Origin of the sequence: Caloramator fervidus, from assembly GCF_900108045.1 — a bacterium.
Classification (GTDB): Bacteria; Bacillota; Clostridia; order Clostridiales; family Caloramatoraceae; genus Caloramator; species Caloramator fervidus.
This window is the reverse complement of the sequence record NZ_FNUK01000017.1, coordinates 12,282-35,922: the sequence shown is the minus strand read 5'-3', so window position 1 is coordinate 35,922 and position 23,641 is coordinate 12,282. Positions and strand designations below refer to the sequence as shown.

Annotated in this window: 17 protein-coding genes; 14 read left to right on the top strand and 3 right to left on the bottom strand. The window is 28.8% G+C overall.

The features are described from left to right. Positions 1 to 7: 7 nt before the first annotated feature. The 5 genes from accD to C4R78_RS06805 all read left to right on the top strand — a co-directional run bounded on the left by accD (position 8) and on the right by C4R78_RS06805 (position 6,213). Entirely contained in the window at positions 8 to 862 is an 855-nt protein-coding gene (gene accD, locus C4R78_RS06825; RefSeq protein ID WP_173689751.1) for an acetyl-CoA carboxylase, carboxyltransferase subunit beta, read from the top strand. 10 nt (positions 863 to 872) lie between these two features. Beyond that, positions 873 to 1,817: an acetyl-CoA carboxylase carboxyltransferase subunit alpha gene (locus tag C4R78_RS06820; protein WP_103896352.1), complete on the top strand. Its 945-nt coding sequence runs from the start codon at positions 873 to 875 to the stop codon at positions 1,815 to 1,817. A gap of 13 nt (positions 1,818 to 1,830) precedes the next feature. Further along, the gene (locus C4R78_RS06815) at positions 1,831 to 2,424 is read left to right on the top strand and encodes a biotin--[acetyl-CoA-carboxylase] ligase (RefSeq protein WP_103896336.1); all 594 of its coding nucleotides are present in this window, start codon (positions 1,831 to 1,833) and stop codon (positions 2,422 to 2,424) included. Between the two features lie 81 nt (positions 2,425 to 2,505). Then, complete coding sequence (locus C4R78_RS06810; protein WP_103896335.1) at positions 2,506 to 4,074, top strand: amidohydrolase; 1,569 nt, start codon at positions 2,506 to 2,508, stop codon at positions 4,072 to 4,074. A 78-nt stretch (positions 4,075 to 4,152) separates the two neighbouring features. Continuing rightward, positions 4,153 to 6,213: an alpha-amylase family glycosyl hydrolase gene (locus C4R78_RS06805; protein WP_103896334.1), complete on the top strand. Its 2,061-nt coding sequence runs from the start codon at positions 4,153 to 4,155 to the stop codon at positions 6,211 to 6,213. 19 nt (positions 6,214 to 6,232) lie between these two features. On the opposite strand, the gene C4R78_RS06800 is transcribed toward C4R78_RS06805, so the two are convergent. Both C4R78_RS06800 and C4R78_RS06795 read right to left on the bottom strand, forming a co-directional pair. Then, a complete protein-coding gene (locus C4R78_RS06800; protein ID WP_103896333.1) occupies positions 6,233 to 14,698 on the bottom strand; it encodes a glycoside hydrolase family 94 protein in 8,466 nt (2,821 codons plus the stop codon). Between the two features lie 28 nt (positions 14,699 to 14,726). Next, a complete protein-coding gene (locus tag C4R78_RS06795) occupies positions 14,727 to 17,174 on the bottom strand; it encodes a sugar phosphate nucleotidyltransferase (protein WP_103896332.1) in 2,448 nt (815 codons plus the stop codon). A gap of 99 nt (positions 17,175 to 17,273) precedes the next feature. Here C4R78_RS06795 and C4R78_RS06790 point away from each other — a divergent pair, with 99 nt between their 5' ends. Together C4R78_RS06790 and C4R78_RS06785 are read left to right on the top strand one after the other, a co-directional pair. Beyond that, positions 17,274 to 17,855, top strand: a complete 582-nt coding sequence (locus C4R78_RS06790; RefSeq protein WP_103896331.1) for a metallophosphoesterase — start codon at positions 17,274 to 17,276, stop codon at positions 17,853 to 17,855. A gap of 13 nt (positions 17,856 to 17,868) precedes the next feature. After that, on the top strand, positions 17,869 to 18,879 hold the full coding sequence (locus tag C4R78_RS06785; RefSeq protein ID WP_103896330.1) for a hypothetical protein: 1,011 nt from the start codon (positions 17,869 to 17,871) through the stop codon (positions 18,877 to 18,879). Positions 18,880 to 18,902: 23 nt separating this feature from the next. On the opposite strand, the gene C4R78_RS06780 is transcribed toward C4R78_RS06785, so the two are convergent. Next, complete coding sequence (locus tag C4R78_RS06780) at positions 18,903 to 19,070, bottom strand: zinc-ribbon domain-containing protein (protein WP_103896329.1); 168 nt, start codon at positions 19,068 to 19,070, stop codon at positions 18,903 to 18,905. Positions 19,071 to 19,274: 204 nt separating this feature from the next. Between C4R78_RS06780 and C4R78_RS06775 the strand changes: the two genes are divergently transcribed. The 7 genes from C4R78_RS06775 (at position 19,275) to C4R78_RS06745 (ending at position 23,637) form a co-directional block, all read left to right on the top strand. Continuing rightward, entirely contained in the window at positions 19,275 to 19,904 is a 630-nt protein-coding gene (locus C4R78_RS06775; RefSeq protein WP_103896328.1) for an NUDIX hydrolase, read from the top strand. Next, complete coding sequence (gene queD / locus C4R78_RS06770) at positions 19,901 to 20,254, top strand: 6-carboxytetrahydropterin synthase QueD (protein WP_103896327.1); 354 nt, start codon at positions 19,901 to 19,903, stop codon at positions 20,252 to 20,254. The genes C4R78_RS06775 and queD overlap by 4 nt, the downstream gene beginning before the upstream one ends. Positions 20,255 to 20,257: 3 nt before the next feature. Next, positions 20,258 to 21,028, top strand: coding sequence for a GTP cyclohydrolase FolE2 (gene folE2, locus C4R78_RS06765; RefSeq protein ID WP_103896326.1), 771 nt, complete (start codon positions 20,258 to 20,260; stop codon positions 21,026 to 21,028). After that, complete coding sequence (folP, locus tag C4R78_RS06760; protein WP_103896325.1) at positions 21,025 to 21,861, top strand: dihydropteroate synthase; 837 nt, start codon at positions 21,025 to 21,027, stop codon at positions 21,859 to 21,861. The genes folE2 and folP overlap by 4 nt, the downstream gene beginning before the upstream one ends. Next, positions 21,858 to 22,334, top strand: coding sequence for a 2-amino-4-hydroxy-6-hydroxymethyldihydropteridine diphosphokinase (gene folK, locus C4R78_RS06755; protein WP_103896324.1), 477 nt, complete (start codon positions 21,858 to 21,860; stop codon positions 22,332 to 22,334). The genes folP and folK overlap by 4 nt, the downstream gene beginning before the upstream one ends. Then, entirely contained in the window at positions 22,321 to 22,737 is a 417-nt protein-coding gene (locus tag C4R78_RS06750; protein ID WP_103896323.1) for a secondary thiamine-phosphate synthase enzyme YjbQ, read from the top strand. Before folK ends, C4R78_RS06750 begins: the two co-directional genes overlap by 14 nt. 120 nt (positions 22,738 to 22,857) lie before the next feature. After that, positions 22,858 to 23,637: a short-chain-enoyl-CoA hydratase gene (locus C4R78_RS06745; RefSeq protein ID WP_103896322.1), complete on the top strand. Its 780-nt coding sequence runs from the start codon at positions 22,858 to 22,860 to the stop codon at positions 23,635 to 23,637. The last annotated feature ends 4 nt before the right edge of the window (positions 23,638 to 23,641 follow it).

Genomic DNA, 23,641 nt, shown 5'->3' with positions numbered 1-23,641 from the left:
TTAAATGATAAATTTATTTAAAAAGAGGCAGTATGTAACCCTTTCTCAAATTGAAAAAAAGAACGAAAATTATTTTAAACCTTTTATCCCGGATGGAATTTTTGAAAAATGTGATGAATGTGGGAAAATAATTTTAAAAGAAGATATAGAGAAGAATTTAATGAGATGTCCAAATTGTAATAAGTATTTTAGAATGACAGCAAAACAAAGAATAGAACTTATTATAGATAAAGGAACATTTGTGGAATATGATAGCAATTTAAAAACAATAAATCCTCTTGATTATCCAGATTATGATATTAAGATACAAAATTTAGTTAAAGATACTGGGATAAATGAAGCTGTGATTACGGGAGAAGGGAAAATAAATGGTGAAAGTTGTGTAATAGCGGTTATGGATAGTTACTTTTTAATGGGAAGTATGGGATGTGTTGTTGGAGAAAAGATTACAAGAGCTTTTGAAAAGGCTACAGAGAAAAGACTTCCTGTAGTAGTATTTACTGCCTCAGGTGGCGCAAGAATGCAGGAAGGAATTCTTTCTTTGATGCAGATGGCAAAGACGAGTGCAGCTGTAAAAAGACATTCAGATTCTGGGCTTTTATATATATCAGTATTAACAGATCCTACAACAGGAGGAGTTACAGCAAGTTTTGCAATGTTAGGGGATATTATTTTAGCAGAACCTAAGGCATTGATTGGTTTTGCAGGCCCAAGGGTTATAGAACAAACTATAAAACAAAAACTTCCACAAGGTTTTCAAAGAGCGGAATTTTTATTAGAACATGGTTTTATTGATTTAATTGTTGAAAGGGAGAACTTAAAGAAAACCCTCTATAATATACTTTTAATGCACAGGGGGTGATGACTTGAGTATATTTGAAATTGAAAAGGCAGTCTGTGAGCTTGAAAATAAAATAAAAGAGTTAAGGGAATTTTCAAGGCTTCAAAATATAGATTTAAGTAATGAGATTGAAATTTTAGAAAAAAAATTAAAAGAACTTCAAAAAGAGGCCTTTGAAAATATAAGAGCATGGGATAAAGTTCAGCTTGCAAGAAAAATTGAAAGACCTACTTCTCTTGATTATATTGAAAGAATATTTGATAATTTTATAGAACTTCATGGAGATAGACTTTATGGAGATGATCCTGCGATTATAGGTGGGATAGCCCTTTTAAAGGGTAAGCCTGTAACTGTAATTGGTCAACAAAAAGGGAAGAATACTCAGGAAAATATAAAAAGAAACTTTGGAATGCCTCATCCTGAAGGTTATAGGAAAGCTTTAAGACTTATGAAGCAGGCAGAAAAATTTAAAAGGCCGATTATATGTTTTGTAGATACTCCAGGAGCATTCTGTGGTATAGGCTCTGAAGAAAGAGGACAAGGAGAAGCTATTGCTAAGAATTTGTTTGAAATGTCTACTTTAAAAGTGCCTATAATTTCAATTGTGATTGCTGAAGGGGGAAGTGGAGGAGCTTTAGCTCTTGCTGTTTCTGATAGAGTATGGATGCTTGAACATTCCATATATTCTATTTTGTCTCCAGAGGGATTTGCTAGTATTTTGTGGAAAGATGCTTCAAAGGCTAAAGAAGCTGCAGAATTAATGAAGTTAACTGCTCAAGATCTTTTGAACTTTGGAGTAATAGATAAAATAATAGAAGAGCCTCTTGGAGGAGCTCATAAAGATGTAGATAGAGTTTCTAAAAGTATAAAGCAAAATCTTATAGATGAAATAGATAATCTGAGTAAATTAGATATTGATATTTTATTACAGAATAGATATAACAAGTTTAGAAAAATGGGAAAATTTATTGAGTGATGGTGAATTTATTATGTTTCATGTATTTGGAAATGTGAACTTTGATTTTGAAAGATATTTTTCGTTATTAAATACGAATTTATTAGGAAAAAAGCTAATATATTTTGAGCGTGTAACTTCTACAAATGATGTTGCAAAAAAATATGCTAAGTTAGGTGAGTGGGGACTTTGTATATTAGCAGAAGAGCAAACAGAAGGAAGAGGGACTCATGGAAGAAGATGGGTTACTTATAGGGGAAATTCTATTGCTTTATCAATTATTTTACATCCTGATTGGATTAAAAATGTAGAGGTTGTTAGTATTTTAATTTCAAGAATAATAGTGGAAACTTTGAAGAAATTTAATGTATTTGCAGATATAAAATTTCCAAATGATGTTTATTTAAATGGCAAGAAAATAGCAGGAGTATTAACAGAAACTTTTTATTACTTAGGGAAATTACAGTGTGTTGTTTTAGGCATAGGAATAAATTTAAATCAAGAAGAATTTGATGATACATTAAAAAATATAGCAACTTCAGTAAAGCTAGAAACAGGGATTTATTTGAAAAGAGAAGAATTTCTAGCACTTTTGTTAAATGAATTAGACACTGCATTTTTAAATTAAATGCAGTTTTTTTTATTTTTTGTCTAGTTGATTGAAAAATATGGTAAAATAGAAATATAAATATAACAAAGGGGGGGAATTATGAAACAATTATTATTTACAAATGCCTCTATATATACAATGGATGAGAATGATAGTGTATTTGATTCTATGTTAGTTCAAAACGGAAAAATATTAAAATTAGGAAAATATAAAGATTTAAAGGAAAACTTTAAAGGAGAAATTTTTGATCTTGAAGGGAAAACAGTTTTACCAGGTTTTATTGAAAGTCATATTCATCTTATAGAAGCAGCAAGAAGTGTTGTGGATTTAAATTTAAAAAATGTTAAAACTAAAGAAGAATTTGAAATTTTACTAAAAAAATATAGCAAAAATGCGTGGGTTATTGGTTCAGGATGGAATGAAGAAATTTTTGGTGGAAAAATGCCAAATAGATTTGATATAGATAAGATAGTACAAGATAAACCTGTTTGTTTAGTAAGGCAGGATGGACATTCATTAGTTTTAAATACGGCTGCATTAAAGGAGTTAAATTTGCATAGTAAAGCAGTAACTTCACAAAATGCTATAAAAGATGAAAAAGGACTTACAGGACTTTTTTATGAAGAGTGGGTATTTGATATTCTAGGACTTATAATGGATAAAGTAGGGGATGAATATCTTGAAATGGCTTTAATTTGTTTAGAAAATGAATTGTTTAAAAGTGGAATCACTATGGTTAATGATATTATGACTCAGTATCCTAGGTATTTTAATTTATATAAAAAGCTTCAAAATGAAGGAAATTTAAAAATTCGAATAGTTGCAGGGGCATTAGGAAAAAGTAGGGAGCTTGATGAGTTTATAAATCTTGAGGATGGTGAAAGGATTAAAAAAGGTCCTTGTAAGTATTTTATGGATGGAAGTTTTGGTTCTAAAACAGCTATGTTGATAGATGGTTATGAAGATGAGCCTGAAAATAAAGGCATTCAAACTTTAAAGGATGAAGAAATTTATAGTATTGTTGAAAATTCTCTAAAAAATAACGTTCCTTTGGCTGTTCATGCAATTGGGGATTTGGCACTAAAAAAGTTTTTAGATATTTATGAAAAAGTATATTCTTTATATCCTAACGATAAAGTTAGAAATAGGGTTGAACACATACAAATAATAAGGGAAGAGGATATAGATAGATTTAAAAAGTTGAATCTTATAGCGTCCTTTCAGCCTATTTTCAATTTAGAAAAGGACTTAACATTGTCAAGGGTAGGATTAAGAAGAATAAAGGATACGTATAGGTTTAAAACTTTTATTGAAAAAGGTATTAAAGTTATTTTTAATAGTGATACTCCCTTTGGAGCAGCAGTTATGACAAAGAAGGACGGAACTTATTTTAGAGGTTTTGAACCACTTCTTGGAATATATTGTGCTGTAGATGATATTAATTTAAATAAAGAAGAAAATGTTACGATAAAACAAGCTATAGAATGTTATACTAAAAATCCTTCCTATGCAAATTATATGGAAAATATATATGGAAGTTTAGAAAAAGGAAAATATGCTGATTTTGTAGTTCTTGAGGAGAACATTTTTAAGGTTAAACCTTCAGATATAAAAGATATTGAAGTTTTTATGACGGTTGTTAATGGAGAGGTAGTTTATAAAAGATAGGCTATTTGGCCTATCTTTTTGAATAATTTTGTTGTATAATAAGTATGTGTTCAAACGATTGCACAGAGGGGGAAGGCTATGGAAAGAAAAAGTGCATTGATTAAAGTTGCGAGCATATTGAAAAGTAAAGTTGAATTTGGAAAAAATATTGAATATAAAGTACCTTCTATTTGGGATACATTTGGATATATAGGAGAAGAGAAAAAAGTAAATCAAGACGGAACCATTACAGTAAATCCATATAATTTTTATCTTCAGTGTATAGAAAAAGTTATAATATCTAATATGAAGGAAAATATTGACTATGCATTACCCCTATCTAAAGTGATAAAAGAAAAAAATAATGGGGGAGACTGGATAAAAGATAGCAGCATTTATGGAATGCAAATTAGAACTTCTTCTGCATGGGATCATGATTCTGATGGCAATTTAGAACTTAATAATAAGTTTGGCTTTAAAGATACAGGAACTTTCTTAAAAACTATAGTTTTACTACCGCTTATTAAAAAAATGGGTTTTAATGTAATTTATATGCTTCCTATTACAAAGAACAGCACAAGATATGCAAAGGGAGAGATGGGTTCCCCTTATGCTGTAAAAAATTTTTTTGAGATAGATCCTGTATTAAAGGATACCATGTTAGAAACAACGGTAGATGAAGAATTTAGAGCTTTTGTTGAAGCTTGTCATGTTCTTGGAATTAGGGTTATTATTGATATAATACCTAGGACTTCAGCTAGAGATTCTGATTTGATTTTAGAACATCCTGATTGGTTTTACTGGATTAAGATAAAGGATTTAGATAAATATCATCCTCCTAAAATAGAAGGATTTGAACCTTTTACAAAAGCAGAAAATAGTAATATAGAAAAAATTTATAATTCTTATGAAGTTAAAGAACATTTAAAATTATTTGTTCCATCTCCAGATAAAATAGATCCTCAAAAATGGGAAAGTATAAAACAAAGATGTAGTCAAGATAAAAATATAGATTTCTTTGAACTTATAGAGAAGGAGTTTGAAATTACTACTGCTCCAGCTTTTTCTGATTCAATAAATGATCCTCAACCACCTTGGAATGATGTTACTTATTTAAGGCTGTACCTTGATAATCCTAAGCAGTCTTCTAAATTTGTAGATAGGGATCAGCCTCCATATATTTTATTTGATATTATTAGAGGAAACATATTCAAAGGTAAAATTAAAAATATTGAATTGTGGAATAAAATAGCTGATGTAATTCCATATTATCAAAGAAATTTTGGAATAGATGGTGCAAGAATAGATATGGGACATGCACTTCCATCGGAGCTTGAAAGAATGATTATTAAAAGACCGCGTGAATTTGATAAAAATTTTTGTTTTATATCAGAAGAACTTAATAATAAATCAGATAAAAAAGCTAAGAGGGCAGGATATAATATGATAATAGGTGAGTATTGGTGGGCTCAACCAAGGATTAAAGAAGGATATTTTAAAAAGATGATTTTGCAATCTAAAAAATTAAAACTTCCAGTGATTGCAACAGCGGAAACTCCAGATACTCCAAGAGCTGCTTCCAGGGAAGGAGGAAAAGCATTTTCTAAATTTACGGTAGTTATAAATAATTTTATTCCTAATGCTGTTCCTTTTGTAACTTCTGGAATGGAATTATTTGAGGTTCAGCCTATGAATTTAGGATTAGATCCTCAGCCAAATGGAAGATACATGCTTTCTAAAGATGATCCTTTATATGGTAAGCTCGCTTTTTTTGATAGATATGCGCTTCATTGGAATAATGAAGGCAAAGAAGATATGATAAGCATTTTAGAAAGAGTGAGTAAGATTAGAGAAAAGTATTTAAAGTTTTTAAAATCTAACAACTTTATTAATTTTGATCTAAAGGAACCGTCAACCTTTGTTTTTGCATATAAGTTAGATGACTTTAAGGAAAAATTATTACTTATAGCTGCTAATGGAGATTTTAAAAAATGTGTAAGTTTAAGTTTTAAAAAACATAAGTTAGAAAGAAAAATAAAGCAAAAAATACAAGAATGTGATATATTGTTTGAATTAATAAAGAGCAAAGAAATTTTTGTAGGTAAAGATGTAGATATTTATTTAAACCCTGGAGATGTAAAAATTATTATTTTTAAGTAAGTGGGAGGAAAGCTCCCACTTACATTATAACTTCAACTTGGTGAATTTTACCATCATCATTTAAATTGATTATATTATTTTCTGATACATTATTGTCTATTATTATTTTAGATACTCCTTTGTTTTTAGAATTTGGATTTTTAACTATTATTTTATAAGTTGAGGATTTATATTTATAAGTTATACTATATTGGGTCCATGATTTTGGGATACATGGGTCGATGATTAGCTTATCGCCATTCTTTTTAAATCCAAGGATTTCTTCTAAACCTACTTTATACATCCAACTTGATGAGCCAGTATACCATGTCCAGCCACCTCTTCCTACGTGAGGTTCAACGGTATAAACATCTGCTGCCATAACGTAAGGTTCTACTTTATATTTTGATACTTCAAATTGTGTTCTTGAATGATTTATTGGATTTATCATGTTGTAAAGTTCAACGGCTTTATCACCATCTCCAAGTAGAGCATATGCATAAATTACCCAGGTAGCAGCATGAGTATACTGACCTCCATTTTCTCTAACGCCGGGAACATATCCTTTAATATATCCTGGATTTAAATTGCTTTTATCAAAGGGCGGTGTAAAGAGCATTATAATCCCGGCTTCTTTGTTTATTAAATAATTTTCTACAGATTTCATTGCAATTAAGGCCCTGTTGTAATTTGCTCCATTGCTTATTATCCCCCAGGTTTGAGCTAGGGAATCTATCTTACATTCAGGATTTATAGAAGAGCCAAGGGGAGTTCCATCATCAAAATAAGCTCTTTTATACCATTCTCCATCCCAAGCATTTTCTTCTATTGCTTTTATTATTTTCTTTGAAATTTCTTGATATTTTCCAGCAAGTTCATAATCAAGTTTAAATTTGCAGATAGGAATAAACTTTTGTAGTATACTAAATAAGAACCAGCCAAGCCATACGCTTTCACCTTTTCCTTTATTGCCAACTGTATTCATTCCATCATTCCAATCTCCAGAACCCATAAGAGGTATTCCGTGTTCTCCAAATTTTAAAGAATGTTCAATAGCTTTTATGCAGTGTTCATATATAGAAGCTTTTTCTTGTGATTTAATTGGTGTAAAGTATTTTTCATCTTCATTTTCTTTTAATTTTTCACCTTCAACAAAGTGAGTCTCAATATCTAAAATTGAATAATCACCAGTTTTGGTTATATATTCGGCAACTACAAAAGGTAACCATAAAAGATCATCGGAAAATTTTGTTCTAATACCTTTGATGTCTTTACACATATGCCACCAGTGCAGAACATCTCCTTCTAAAAATTGATGTTTAGAGTGAAGTATTATTTGTTCTTTTGCTATTTCAGGTGCTATGTTAAGCATTGATAAAACGTCTTGAAGCTGGTCTCTAAAGCCATATGCACCGCCACTTTGATAAAAAGCACTTCTAGCAAATAATCTACACGATAGTGTTTGATATATAAGCCAAGCGTTTAACATTATATTAATAGATTTTTCAGGGGTATCTACTTGAATAACATCAAGTATTGATTTCCAATAGCTTTTAACTTCTTCAAATGATTTTTTGCAATTATTTAAGTTTTTGTATTTAATAGCTAATTTTTCAACTTCTTCTTTGCTATTAGCAGCTCCTAAAATAATTGAAATTTCCTTTTCTTCATTTGGCTCAAGGGATACTGTAAGTTTAATTGCTACACATGGATCAAGTCCTGCTCCAAAGCTATTAGATAGTTTTTCTTTTAAAAGGCCGTAAGGATTTTTAAGATTTCTATATGGTCCTATAAATTCCATTCGGTTGCATGTAAAGCTATCTTTTTCTTCGGAAGAGTCTATGAAAGCTATGCAGTCAGGAAAATCCATGTTATATGTGTTTTTAAAGAGTATAGTTCCTGTATGTGTAATTAAATCAGTTACTATGTATTGTTGAGTGCTGTTTTCACTTACTCCAAGCATAGGTTTTATATAGTAGTAAATAGAAATTTTTCTTTTAACGTAAGCAGTATTTGTTATTTTAATTAAGTTTATTTTTACGCTATCGTCTTTAGGAACGAAACATAAAAGCTCTTGTTTTAAATTATGGCTTTCTTGTATAAATTTTGAGTATCCAATTCCATGATGAATTATATAGGGTATATTTTTTCTTATAGGATTTGAAGTTATGCTCCAGAATTCTTTAGTATGCTCATCACGGATGTATATTACTTCGCTTGGTGGATCTGAAACAGGATCGTTACTCCATGGAGTTAGTTTATTTTCACGGCTATTTTTAAACCAAGTATAACCTCCACCGCTTTCTGTTATTAGAAAACCTAAATTTTTATTTGCTACAATATTTGACCAAGGTAAAGGAGTAGAGGAATTTTCTTTTAGCTTGATAACATATTCTTTATTTTCTATATCAAAACCACCATATCCATTGAAATAATCAAGTTCAGGCACAGGTATATCTTTAAAAATAAGTTCTTCTTGAGGAATTTCTATATCTATTTTTTGGTTTTCAATATAACTTGTTTGAAGCTTTATTTGTTTAGATATTGAACCTTTTTGAGCATGTATTATTAATCTTGCTACAGTAAATAGTAAAATAACATCTTCTTCATTCATTTCCTTTTCATTTAAAACGTAAATTCCTCCAGATTTATTTAAAACATCGCTTGTAATGCTTCGCATTATTGTATCTTGTATAAGATTCCTTAAAGGTTGTAGATATGAACTTTCATCTTGGTTAAGTATTACAAGGTCTACTTTAAGCCCTTTATTTCTCCAATATTCATGAGCTTTTATCATGGTTTTTATTGCTTCAATATCTTCACATTTATTTATTGTAACTAAAACTATAGGAATATCTCCTGATATACCAAATTTCCATAATTCTTGCTGTCCCTTTTTATTTTGTTTAATTATATCCTTATATTTTGCTTTAAGAGGGCTTAAATACAAAATGTGAGATAACATATTATCAAAATCTATAACCTCGGAGGCTTTAAGATTTAAATATCTAAGTTCCATTTTGCTCCTTATATTTGCAAGTTCAAAGGCTCTCTTAACGTTTGAATAGTCGCTATATTTTTTGCTAAGTTCTAATACTTCTTCTTTAGTCTTACCATATCCAGTAAAGAATACTAGTGTAGCTGTTTCACCTGATTTTATTTCTAATCTACATCTTAGGCTAAATATAGGATCTAAAACAGCGCCAATTGATTTTGTAAGAGGTTGATAAAGTGCTTGTGGTTCTGAGATGTTTTTCCCTCTTCCTAAAAATTTAAGTCTGTCTGTTTCATATTCAATGTTTCCTAGTTTATTTCCAATAACTAATAGTGAATGGAAGGCAAAATGGGGTGGTCTTCCTTCTTCACGAGGTCTTCTAGATGCTATAATGCAGTTATATTTGTCATCAAATTCTGTTCTTACAAATAAGTTGCTAAATGCAGGGTGAGCTATATCAGCCATTATGTTGTTTAAAACTATTTCACTATAACTTGTTGCTTCTAAGGTTATATTATCGTTAGAAAAGTTAGTTATATTGACTTTTCTAATTTCGCAGTTATCTTCAGGTGAAACACAAATTTCTGTATGAATTTCTAAATTATCTTCTTTTAATAAATATTCAGCTTTATCTTGTGAAAATTTAGCTTTATAATATTTAACTTTTTTGCAAATTGGTTCATAAGTAGTTGATAAAACTTTATTATCGTTGAGATTGCGAAGGAATATAAATGTTCCATAACGCCTTTGAATAGCGTCATCTCTCCATCTGTTTATGTATATATCATTGTATTTGCTAAAACTTGAACCTCCATTTGTAAGCATTATAGAATAATTTCCATTAGATAAAATATGACAAATAGGTATATCAGATTCAAAGGCTCCAACTTCACGAACTATTGTTTGTTCTTTATATACTTCACGCTTAAATGGTTTTACAATTTCCTTATGTTCTTTTGTGATTATTACCCTTAAAGGTATTTTTTCTTGTAATAAAAATTCTCCACATTTGATTGTAGGATCTGAATGAAAATATCTTACCAATATATTTTGGTTTATAAAATTATTTATTGAGGCTAATATCATTCCTTGATGATGGGCCATGAAACTTTCAACCACTGCTGCATTTTTATTTTTAGGAAGTCTTTCTGGTGTATAGTCTATAGCTTCGTAAAGACCATATATTCCTTCTCCTATTTCATTGATTATTCTTTTTAAATTTTCTATGGATTCTTTAGGACTAAAAGGTAGTGCTAAAACTGTTGAGTAAGGTGAAATAACAAGATCGTTTATAAGCCCTCTTTTTAAGCCTAAATCTGGAACTCCAAAGGCTTTATATTGATAATTAAGAAGAAGGTCAAAGGTATAAAAACCAGATTCTGAAGTTCCCCAAGGAACTTTTCTGTCGTTACCATATTTTATTTGAGCCTTTATTGCAGTATAGTAAGTCTCACTAAGTAAAGTATTTTCAAAAGTTTTCATAACAATTGGAGGCATGAAATATTCAAACATCGTTCCTGTCCAAGAAACTAAGCTTCTATATCCATTTATTTTTACAAGGCTTCTTCCGAGTCTAAACCAATGACTTACAGGAACTTCACGTTTTGCTACAGCTATATAACTTGCAAGTCTACTTTCAGATGCTAAAAGATCATAATATGAATTAGTAAGTTTATTTTCTTCTACATTAAATCCTATGGAGAACAGATCTCTTTTTTCGTCATATAGTAGTGAGAAATTAGTATTATCTATTATTGTTTCTATACGAGATATAATTTTATGGGCAAAATTGAGTAGATTTTTTACATTATGTAAATATACGCTAATCTCAGGCTTATCTTTTAACATATCTTCATAAAATTTATTAAGATTCTTTATTGAAAAATTATGTATTTTAGTGATAAATTCATCATCATTTAAAAGGTATAAAGGAATAAATTTTTCAATTTCCTGTTTAAAGTCTTTAGCGGCATCAACAACTTTTTGTCTGAAAAGATTTGAGGGTTCTAATTTTTCTAATTCATTTAAAATAGATATCCATTTTTTAATATCAAAGGATTCATTTTTTGTTAATTGTTCTAATTGCTCAACATATTCTTTTAGATTATTATCTAGTTTTAAAGTATCCTTTAAGCCCTCAATATCATTTTTAGAGAAAATAGGTTCATTTAATAAAGACTTTATTCCTTCTTTTAAAGTTATTAGATATCCTATAAAATTACCGTTATCAACTGTTGAAATATAATATGGATGTAATACTTCTAATGTTTTTGTGTCGTACCAGTTATAAAGATGTCCCTTCCATTTTTTTAATTTTTCTATGGTTGATAAAGTTTCATTGATTTTAGTAAGCATTTTAGATAAGCTTATATATCCTAAATTTTTAGCGCAAAGACAGCTTAAAAGATAAAAACCAATATTTGTTGGAGATGTCCTGTGGGCAACTTTTTTTACAGGACTTTGTTGGTAATTGTCAATAGGAAGATAATTATTACTTTTATCAGTAAATTCTTCATAAAATAACCATGTTTTTCTTGCGATTCTTCTTAGTATATCAATGTCTTCTTTAATAAATTCATATTTACGTATAGTTGGTTTGCTAATATAATAAGCTACAAAAGGTGAGGTAAACCAAATTAAAGAAAAAATTAATGGTAGAATTAAAGTTTGTTTAAAAAGACCTAATAAAAGATATACCGATGAAATTATTAATCCGGGATACATTCTTATTATAAAACTTTTTAGGTCGTTGTTTAATGAACTTTCCACATCTGCTGCAGTAACCCACTCAAGGGTGTTTTTCTTTGATATATATATTCTATAAAGAGTTTTTAATATAGCATGAGCCATAATATATGTATTGTATGGAAGAAATATGAAATTTAATAAACATTGATAAAATGAAGCTTTAAGCCCGTATATTAAGTTTCCGTTTAATTTTTCCTTTGGTGATATAAAATATTTTAAGTTTAAATAGTCTAAAAATCCTAAGAAAACTGGGAAAAACATACAAATTAATGCAGTAGATATTAATAATTTATCTTTAATAAAAATAGAAGCATAAGTTATCAAGATAAAATTAGATATAAATACCAAGCTGCGACGAAGATTATCTATTATTTTCCATTTAGAAATATAATTTAGTGGATTATTTATTAAATCACCATTTGATGTTTTAATTTTTGATTTAAGCCAAGGAATTGTTTGCCAATCTCCTCTAGTCCATCTATGTTGTCTCATTATATATGAACTATATTTTTCAGGATAGTTATCTATAAGTTCTATATCTGTTGCAAGTCCTACCCTTAAATAACTTCCTTCTATTAAATCATGGCTTAGTAGTGTATTTTCAGGTATATTTTTTAAGCTATCCTTGAAAATATCAATGTCGAATATACCTTTTCCTGTAAATATAGCTTCTTTAAAAATATCTTGATAAATATCTGAAATAGCTTTAGAATAAGGATCCACTCCTCCATTGCCCGCAAAGATTCTTGAAAAGATAGTTTTATTGGCACTTTCAATGTTTATTCCTATTCTTGGTTGTATAAGGGCGTATCCTTTGGTTACTATTCCTTTATTGGCGTCGTATTCTGCTTTGTTTAAAGGATGACATATAGTGCCGATTAGTTTTTCTGCTGATCCTATTGGCATTATTGTATCAGCATCTATAGTAATTATATATTTAGCATTTTTAAGTGGGGTAATATCTGATGAAAGAATTATGAAGTTTGTATCTAGATTTCCACGTATAAGTTCTACAAATTCATATATTGCCCCTCTTTTTCTTTCCCAACCCATCCATTTTTCTTGGGCTGGATTATAAATTCTTTTTCTGTGCAGATAATAGAAAATATCTTCATTTTTTGAATATTTTTTGTTTAGTTCTTTTGTAAGTTCTAATCCAGTTTTTATTATTTCCTCTTCATTTCCCATAAATTCTTGTTTAGAATCAATAAAATCTCCTAAAATTGCAAAATATATGTTTTTATTTTTGTTTGCACAATAATTTACTTCAAGTTGATTAAATATAGATTTTACCCTGTTTACATTTGGTAAAACCGTAGGTATTATTATTATTGTCTTGTATTCGTCTGGAATTCCATCTTTAAAATCAAGTTTTGGAAGGAAAGATGGTTCTAAAAAGTGAGTAAATATCCAGTTAGTAAAAGATATTGAAACTTCGCTCAAAGGAATTAAAAGCACCAAAAAGGATAATATTGATAAAGTATAATTTTTGGTTTTAATAAAACAGTAATAGGATAAAGCAAAGTTTAAAGCAAGTAAAAGGGTAAATAAAGTTAAGAAATATAGTGTAGGAAGTAAGTTTCTTGTTCTATTGTTTTTATTTGTAAGTTTGTTTATTAAAAGATTTAAACCTTCATCCAAAAGGTAATATCCAACATGACTTTTTTTGTCCGTATTTGCTTGGCTTGCAAGCAATATTAAATGTTTTGCTACTTTGCTTTCAGAAACATTGTATTTAGAAGCTATTTTTTTGATCTTATGCCTATAGTAATCTCTAGTTTCTTTGTCCTGTAACTTATAAAATTTATCTTTTGAAAGGATTTTATCTACAACAGAGATTTCTTCGAATATTTCGTTCCAATCTAAAGCGTTTATAAGTCTTAAACTATTTATGCTATTTCCAAAAGAAATGGCAATCTGTGCTTGTTCTTGATGTTCAATATTTATTATGTTTTCAATGCTTATATTTTCATATAAAAGTTTAGATTTTATAAAGTCTAAAACAGGTTCGTTATATATTTCGTTTTTCTTTAATATTTCAACAAGATGTTCAATAAAACTTGGAGTAAATGTTTTGTTTTCTAATTTATCGGATAATGCTTTGGTTATTTTGCCATAATCATCAAGTTTAATTATTTCTTCAGCTTTGTTCCACTCGTTTTGAGTTGTGTTTAATTTTTCACATAAGTTTCTTATTTTTTCAAAGAGGGCAATACTAAGACATAAGGGTAAAGCCCAAATTTCGCTCATAGAAAGATGATGGATTTTTTGATAAGCATTTATAAAATCAATAAGTAAATCTTTTTCAATTCTACCATCGGTATGAGATATAAGTTCTACTGCTAATATAAATATTCGTGGAAAATTTTTATAATATCCTTTGTTTAATATTTCAAGTTCTTTAAAAGTTTTATTGTTTACATTTCTTATAATATTTTTATAATTATCTTCTATTATGTAAAAATTATCAAGAAGCCAGTCGCTACCAGAAGGCAAATTCTTTTTTGTTTTAGCTAAATCATTAGTTTTTAAATATAAATTTGTTATAAACTTATAATTATCTATCAGACGGTGAGATAATATATCAATTCCTTTTTTATTTTTTTCTACGGAGTGATTTTTTGCTATTTCTTTAGCATGTTGAATTAGTTCATCATGATTAAGCAGTGCATCTTTTATCTCAATATGTTTATTTATTTTATTTGATGTTTTGTTTAAGATAAAAAAGACTACAAGTAAAACAAAGAATAAAGCTACATACATATAAAGCACCCACCATCAACTCCTTTCTTTAAGAGTTGTTTATTAGGTTTAATATTTTATTGTAAATATCAAAACTTATTTCCTCTGCAAATTCTTCAGAATATCCTTCGCTATATATGTTAAAAGTGGGTTTTTCGTTGTCAGGGATAATAATTACCCATCCCTTTTCTGTATTAATTTTTAAACCTTCAAATAGTTCTATGTTTTTATCTTTGTTTTGCTCTATAAGCTGTCTTATAATTTTTCCTCTTTCTGAGATATCACAAACAATTTCCCTATGTTTTGTATAAAATCTTGGTATTTCATTAACTAATTCATAAAGTGTAATGTTATTATCTATCACGAAGTCTATAATCAATGCAGATGCGGCAGAGGCATCAAAATTTAATAAGTATTGATAAATAAGGTCGTTATCTTTTAATATTTCATTTAAAAGATTTGATATATTAGATTTTGTTCTTATAACCTCTAAAGAATAATTCTTTGCTATTTCTTCAATTTGTTTAGTTGCTGTATATGGAACTATAAATTTTTTGCATTTTCCTGTTTTTGCAAGTATAAGCTCTGTTAGCAAAATGTATTTTTCATTATCAATAATATTGCCTTTGTTATCTATAAGTTTTAGACTTTCACCGTTAAAGTTAATTAAAATTCCAAGGAAAAATCCTTCATTTGCTACTTTTTTAGAGAGAATATCTAGGCTTTCTTTATCTAATCCTTTCCTTAAACTATAATCTATAAATACTTTACAACCTATTTCAGTTAAAATTTTATGTACTATCGATAGTGAAAGTTCACTTTCAGAGGATAATAGTATTTTTGGTGAGTTATTTTTGATTTTAGGAATATTTTTTAAAAGAGATAATATTGTGTTAATATAATAGGAAGAATAATTATAAATTTTAATGACATCTTTTATGGAATCAGAATTACATCTTTCAAAATCTTGACGATGATATAAATGTTCAAGCTTTTTTTCAGTAGATCGATCTATGTTTCCACCTTTTTCGTTTATAAATTCTATATAAACTTTGTTTTTTGAATTTATGTCAGAATAAGTATGGATTCCTCCTGAGGCATTATAAAACATAACTGCATTTCTTGCTATTGGTAATGTTACATCTTCAATATCTATTATTCTTATTCCTGAGGATAGCAATCCTGATAATATAGAATTTTTAATTGCTTTTGAAGTATTGCTATCATCACAGGATACCACTACAGGTTTACTTTTATTTACGATATTTGCGTATGCTGAACCTAAAACACTTGCATATTCAGGAGTTATATCTATATTAATGTCTCCTGATATATTTCTGTTTCCAAATAGTGTTTTGCTCACTTTTGTTCCCCAAACTAGATTGTTGTTTACAATGGAGGATTCTTTTATTTTTTTGAAGGGCCAAATTTTAATTGATGGATTTATTGTGCAGAAGGATTCTATTGTAGATTCTGTTCCTACTACTGAGTCTTCGAATAAATTTACATTATTTTTAATTATAACCTTATTGCATATTATAGTTGATCTAGCTTGAGTAGATTGACCAATTGATGTGTTATTCCAAATTATAGATTTTTTTATTGAGGCATTTTCTTCAATTTTACAGTTATCTCCAATTATTGTAAATGAATCAAGTTTGGCTTTTGAGTTTATAATACAGTTTTTGCCTATGTAAACAGGAGGATTTATTATAACATCATCTTTTATTACAGTTCCTTCCCCTATGTATATTCCTTCTTTTACCATAGGTAAATCCAAATCTACTTTTACTTTACCGTTTAATATGTCAAAATGAGTTTGTTTGTATGAGTTTATATCTCCAATGTCATTCCAATATTCATCTGTTATATACCCATACATTGGAACATTGTCTTTTAGTAATCTTGGGAAAAGGTCTTTGCTAAAATCAAAGGAATCTCCTTTTTTATAGTAGTTGAAAACATCTTTTTCAAGTATATATATTCCTGTATTTATTGTGTCGCTAAAGACTTCGCCCCAGCTTGGCTTTTCTAAAAATCTTTCTATTTTACCTTCTGAATTTGTTATGACAATTCCATATTCTAAGGGGTTTGTTGCTCGTTTTAAAATTAAAGTTGCTTTGGAATTTTTATTTTTATGAAATTCTATAGCTTTTGAAAGATCTATATCAGTTAAAACATCTCCACTTATTACTAGAATAGTTTGATCTATGAAATCTCCAGTATTTAACACACTTCCTCCTGTTCCAAGGGGAGTTTCTTCTATGTAATAATCAATAGATATTCCAAATTTGCTTCCATCTCCTAAATAATCAATAATGAAATTTGAAAGGTAGCAAGTAGTTATAGCAATCTTGTCAAAATTATATTTTTTTAAAAGTTTAATTGTGTATTCTATTACAGGTTTGTTAAGTATTGGAACCATTGGTTTTGGAATTCCGCAAGTTAATGGTCTTAATCTAGTTCCTTCTCCACCTGCCATTATTACTGCTTTCATGGTATTGCACTCCTTTTTTGAAATTTTGTCTAATATTGCCTATATAATATTTTTTTACAAAAATAAAAAGTTTATACTACTTAAATAGGGGATGTTTTTATGGAAGTTTTATGGGAAAATTTGTATCATATTTTTGGGAAAATATATGTTCCAAAGATTTTAAATAACAGCAAAGCTTTAATTCACATAAGTGATACTCCGTCTTATATTTATAGTTCTATAATAAAAATGGTAAAAAAGATAAAACCAAGCATTGTTATTCATACAGGAGATATTGCTGATGATGTAAAATTAGAATTGAATCCTTATCTTGTAAATATTTATAAAAAAGAAGCAGATAATTTTTTAAATGCTCTTTCAAAGTTTGCAGATTTAATAGTCATTGTTCCGGGAAATCATGATAATATATCAGTTTTAGATTTAAAAAGTAACGTAAAAGTTATAAGGGAGGGAGATATATTTTTATATGAAGGTTTGAAACTTGGACTTGCTCATAAATTTGAAAATTTGCCTAAGAATTGTGATTTTTATTTGTATGGGCATGATAAAAGGATTTTTGATTTAACATATTTGAATGGAATTTATTATATAAATATTTTTTATAAGAATAATGTGATAAAACTATATTATCCTATAGGAACGGATAGTTATAGATTTAAAATAAGCAAAATAGGAAAATGAAAGGGGTATGGGGTTGTTATCTATTATAAGAAGTGGGCCTAAAATGGTTGTTTTTGGTTGCAAGAATCCTAAAGACTTTGAATTGTTTTTACTATCTTATATGCAGGGCTTAAAACTAGATATAGATTCTGCTTTAGATTTTGCAATAGAAAGTAGTACTATTGTCCTTATTACAGAGCCTAATAAAAATATAGCTAGATATAAAGATATAATTTCAAGCATTTTAATACCTATTCCATTTGATGAGTTTTTTGCAAGAATGTTTAATTTAAAAGGGTATGAATTTGTTAATGATTGTCATATAGCTCCAGGAATTATTTTGATAAGAACTTTAGGTGATGGTGATAAGATTATAGAAACTATAAAAAATGAATATAATGGGAAATTATTAACATTACATGAAAGTTTAGATGAAGGGACATATCAAGATACAATAATATGTTTTACAGATAAATCTTTAGATAAAAAAATAAATATTCACGATATTAATTCTAAAACTATATTAGTAAATATGACATGCTTTAATTTGCTTAAAAGGCTTAGAACACAGGTTTTAAGATTCTTAAATGAAGGACTTATTGGGGTAGAGTGGAATGAAGTTTATATAAGAATATATGATAGATATAGTGAATATAGAAAACATTATGAAAGATTATCGGTTGTTTTAGATAATTTTGATTTAGGAATTATATTAGGTGAAACATGGACAAAGGATTATCCTAGATTTATGATGTCGATTTTAGTTTATCAAGTTAGACTTTTTACGTTAAAAAATCCGAAAGAGATAAAAAAAATCCTGTTAGGCCTTGAATATTTTGAAAATGGTGAAAGATTAGTTGATTTGGATTTAATTTTTAGAAATAAAAAAATAAGCTGGTCAGATATTTTAAATAAAGATTGTAAAGGTCTTGACAGAAAGCAGTTAGGTTTAAAATTTAGGGAAGAGATACTTAATAATTTAGATGATGAAATGAAAGGTAAAATATTAAGACTTGAAGAGGATATAAGAAAAACTAGAATATAAAAAGGAGAGCTTAGCTCTCCTTATTATCTTCTGAAGTTTTCTTGTCTTCTTTGTTGTTTTTTTACTCTTCTACATTCTGGACATCTTTTTGGTTCATTTTCGAATCCTTTTTCCTTGTAGAAAAGTTGTTCTCCTTCAGTGAAGATAAATTCCTTTCCGCAATCTTTGCAAATTAATGTTTTGTCTGACATTAAACATACCTCCTAAAATTTAAAGGTTTTAGATTTAACATTTAAAGCAACATATCCTCTAAAACTTTAAATTTTAGGGGGTATGTTAACTTTATATGTTAAATCTTTACTTTAGTTATTATAACACTAATTTTAATGTTAATCAATACTAATCTTGTAAAAAATAAAAAAATAATTGTATAATATAAATTGGTGATAGTATCTATGAAGATAAATTTAGAGAGATTAAAACTAAAACTTAAAAGAGTTGGAATTATAGGGGAAGGAATAGATTTAAAAAGTTATGCTGTTACTATACCTTTAGTTAAGGATAATGATTGGCAAATAATTTTTCAGGTAAGGAGTAAAAATTTAAGTCAGGCAGGAGAGGTGTCTTTACCAGGAGGAAAAGTTGAAAAAGGAGAAAAAATAGAAGAAGCTGCTATAAGAGAGACTTGTGAGGAGCTTTTATTAGATGCTTCAAATATTGAAGTTTTAGGCCAAAGCGATATATTGGTAACTCAATATGGTAAGATAATATATCCTTTTGTTGTAAAAATACTAGATAAAAATAAAGTTAGATATTCTAGATATGAGGTTGAAAAAATATTTTTTGTTCCTGTAAAGTTTTTTATAGAAAATGAACCTAAGATAATGAAGATAAAGGTTAAAACAGAACCTTTAGGTGAGTTTCCTTATGATTTAAAGATTTCGTCTAAAGATTACAATTGGCAGGAAGGCATGTTGAATGTTTATTTTTATAAGTATAATGATTATGTTATATGGGGGCTTACTGCTAAAATAATATATAACTTTATTCAAAAAATAAAAGATTTGAGGAGTGAAAATGAATGATACTCATTAAAGAATTTGAATTTGATGCTGCCCATAATCTTATTCACTACCATGGAAAATGTGAAAAGTTACATGGACATACATATAGGCTTGTTGTTAAATTAGAGGGGGAGCCGGATGAAGAAGGAATGATATTTGATTTTGTTGAGTTAAAAAGGATAGTAAAGGAAAAAATAATAGATAAGTTTGATCATGCTTATTTGAATGAAATAATAAGTCAGCCAACAGCTGAAAATATAGCAATTTATGTTTATAATGAATTAAAGGATGTTTTAAAAAGGGACAATTGTAGATTATATGAAGTAGAAGTTTGGGAAACAAAAACTAGTGGAGTAGTGTATAGGGGGTAGAACATGAAGGACGTTCAAAGTGAAAAGGATTTTAGAAATGTTCCATTAAAAAAAGTGGGTATAAGTAAATTAAAGTGGCCAATTATTGTAAAGGAAAAGGAAGGAGGAATTCAGCATACCATTGCTGATATGACCTTATCAGTTGATTTGCCAGCAGATATAAGAGGCACTCATATGAGTAGATTTGTTGAGCTTGTTCATGAATTAAAAGAAATTACTCCAAAAGAGATTGAAAGGGCATTAGATAGGCTTAAAGAAAAATTATCTGCTAAAACTGCCCATATAAAAATTGACTTTGATTATTTTATAAAAAAACCTTCTCCTGTTACTGGAATTGTATCTCCAAATGATGTTAAGTGCTCTTTTGATGCTGAAAAAAGCGATACATATAGATTTTTTATGGAAGTTTCCGTTCCTGTTGTTACTTTATGTCCATGTTCTAAAGAAATAAGTGAATTTGGTGCGCATAATCAAAGGGCTGTTGTTAATATTAAAATTTATACTAAAAAATTAATTTGGATAGAAGATATTGTTGCAATTGCAGAAGAGAGTGCAAGCTGTCCAGTGTTTTCTCTTCTAAAGCGAAAAGATGAAAAATATGTAACTGAAAGAGCATATTTAAATCCAAGATTTGTTGAAGATGTTGTAAGGGAAGTTGCTTTAAGGCTTGATAGCAACAAAGATATACTTTGGTATAGGGTTTATGTTGAAAGCATTGAGAGTATACACAATCATAATGCCTTTGCATGCACAGAAAAAGGGGAGATAATATGAATTATATAACTTTAAAAGATGGAAGAAAGTATTACTTTGATGGGACAAAAATAATGGGAATAATAAATGCAACTCCTGATTCTTTTTATACAGAATCAAGAGTAGAAGGTATTGAAAAGGCTTTAGATAAGGCTAAAAAAATGATTGAAGAAGGTGTAGATATTTTAGATGTTGGTGGGGAATCTACAAGACCAGGGTCAGATCCTGTATCTGAAGAAGAAGAAATTAAAAGAGTTATTCCTGTAATAGAGGCTATAAGAAATCTAAATAAAGATATTTTGATATCAGTTGATACATACAGAGCAAAAACTGCAAAACTTGCTATTGAAGCTGGAGCAGATATAATAAATGATATTAGTGCAATGACCTTTGATGAGAATATGATTAATATAGTTAAGGAGTATAAAGTTCCTATTATACTTATGCATATTAAAGGGACTCCTAAGAATATGCAGGAAAATCCATATTACCATAATGTTGTTAGTGAAGTATATGAGTTTCTTCAAAAAAGAATAGAATTTGCTTTAAATAATGGAATTTCAAAGGATAAAATAATAATAGATCCAGGTATAGGATTTGGAAAGCTTTATAAGCATAACATAGAGCTTATAAAAAATATTGATGTATTTAAAAGATTAGGTTGTCCTATATTGCTTGCTCATTCTAGAAAATCAACTATAGGAATTGCTCTAGGTAATTTACCACCAGAAGAAAGACTTGAAGGGACTATAGCTATTTCCTGTTATGCTGCATTGCATGGGGTTGATATGGTAAGGGTTCATGATGTTAAGGAAAATAAAAGAGCTATAACTATGATTGAGGTGTTAAAATGAATAAAGCTATAATAGCCTTTGGAACTAATGTTGGAAATAAAGAGGAAAATATAAAAACAGCTATAAAGCTTATAAAGGATAAAGGTATAACAGTTAAAAAGGTTTCTAATTTATATATAACAGAACCTTATGGATATAAAGATCAACCTGATTTTTTAAATGGAGCTTTAGAGGTAGAAACAGCTTTAAGTTGTAGGCAGCTTTTAAATGTTCTTTTAGATATAGAAAAACAGATGGGGAGAGTAAGGCAGTTTAAATGGGGACCAAGAAATATTGATTTAGATATAATTTTTTATAACGATGAAATAATTGATGAACCAGATTTAAAAGTTCCTCATCCTGATATGCATAATAGGGAGTTTGTTTTAAGACCTATTTGTGATATTGATAAAGACATTGTCCATCCTATATTTAAAAAGACTGTTAAGGTTTTGCTGGATGAGCTAAGGGGTGATGAATATGAAAAGTTATAGAAAAGAGCTTTGGTTTGAGCTAAAAACAAGAAGAGGATTTGTTAATATAACTGATGAACTAGAAAAATGTGTAAAAGAAAGTGGAGTAAAAGAGGGACTGCTTCTTTGTAATGCAATGCATATTACTGCAAGCGTTTTTATAAATGATGATGAACCAGGGCTTCATCAAGATTTTGAAAATTGGCTAGAAAAGCTTGCTCCAGAAAAACCATATAGTCAATATCATCATAATGGCTTTGAGGATAATGCGGATGCACATCTTAAAAGAACTATAATGGGAAGAGAGGTAGTTGTAGCTATAACCGATGGGAAATTAGATCTTGGTCCATGGGAACAGATTTTTTATGGAGAGTTTGATGGCAAAAGAAAAAAGAGGGTATTGGTAAAAATAATAGGGGAGTAAATAAAAATCCTATTGCATATATATGCAATAGGATTTTTATTTTGCAAGAATGATTTTTATGAAATTTAAAATTTTACTAATTTTTGAAAAATGATATAATATTTCTAGGGGGGTGATAATTTGGAAAATGTAATATTAAAAAAAGAAGGAAATATTGGTGTTTTGACAATTTCAAGACCTTGTGCTTTAAATGCTTTAGATTTTAAAACTCTTGTTGAATTGGATAAAGTATTAGATGAATTAGAGGGGGATGAATCTTTATATGTTTTAATAATTACAGGAGATGGTGAAAAATCTTTTGTAGCAGGGGCAGATATTTCACAGATGAAGGATATGAATCCTATTCAAGCTAGGAATTTTAGTATTTTAGGAAATAAAGTTTTCAAAAAAATTGAAAATTTAAGAATTCCAACTATCGCGGCAGTAAATGGATATGCTTTAGGTGGAGGTTGTGAACTTGCACTAGCCTGTGATATTAGAATAGCTTGTGAAGGAGCAAAATTTGGACAACCCGAAGTAGGATTAGGTATAACTCCAGGATTTGGAGGAACTCAAAGATTAACTAGAATTGTAGGTTTAGCAAAGGCAAAAGAATTAATTTTTACAGGAGAGATAATAGATGCGAATGAAGCTTTAAGAATAGGACTTGTAAATAAAATTGTAAAGAAAGAAGAACTCATGGAGGCAGCATTAAAGCTAGCTAGAAAAATAGCATCTAATGCTCCTATTGCAGTGATGCTTGCAAAATCTTCTATAAATAAGGGGTATCAGATGGATATTGATACGGCGGTTATGTATGAGACAGAAGTGTTTTCTCAATGCTTTTCAACAGAAGATCAAAAAGATGCAATGATTGCGTTTTTAGAAAAGAGAAAAGTTGAAAAGTTTAAAAATAGATAGGAGG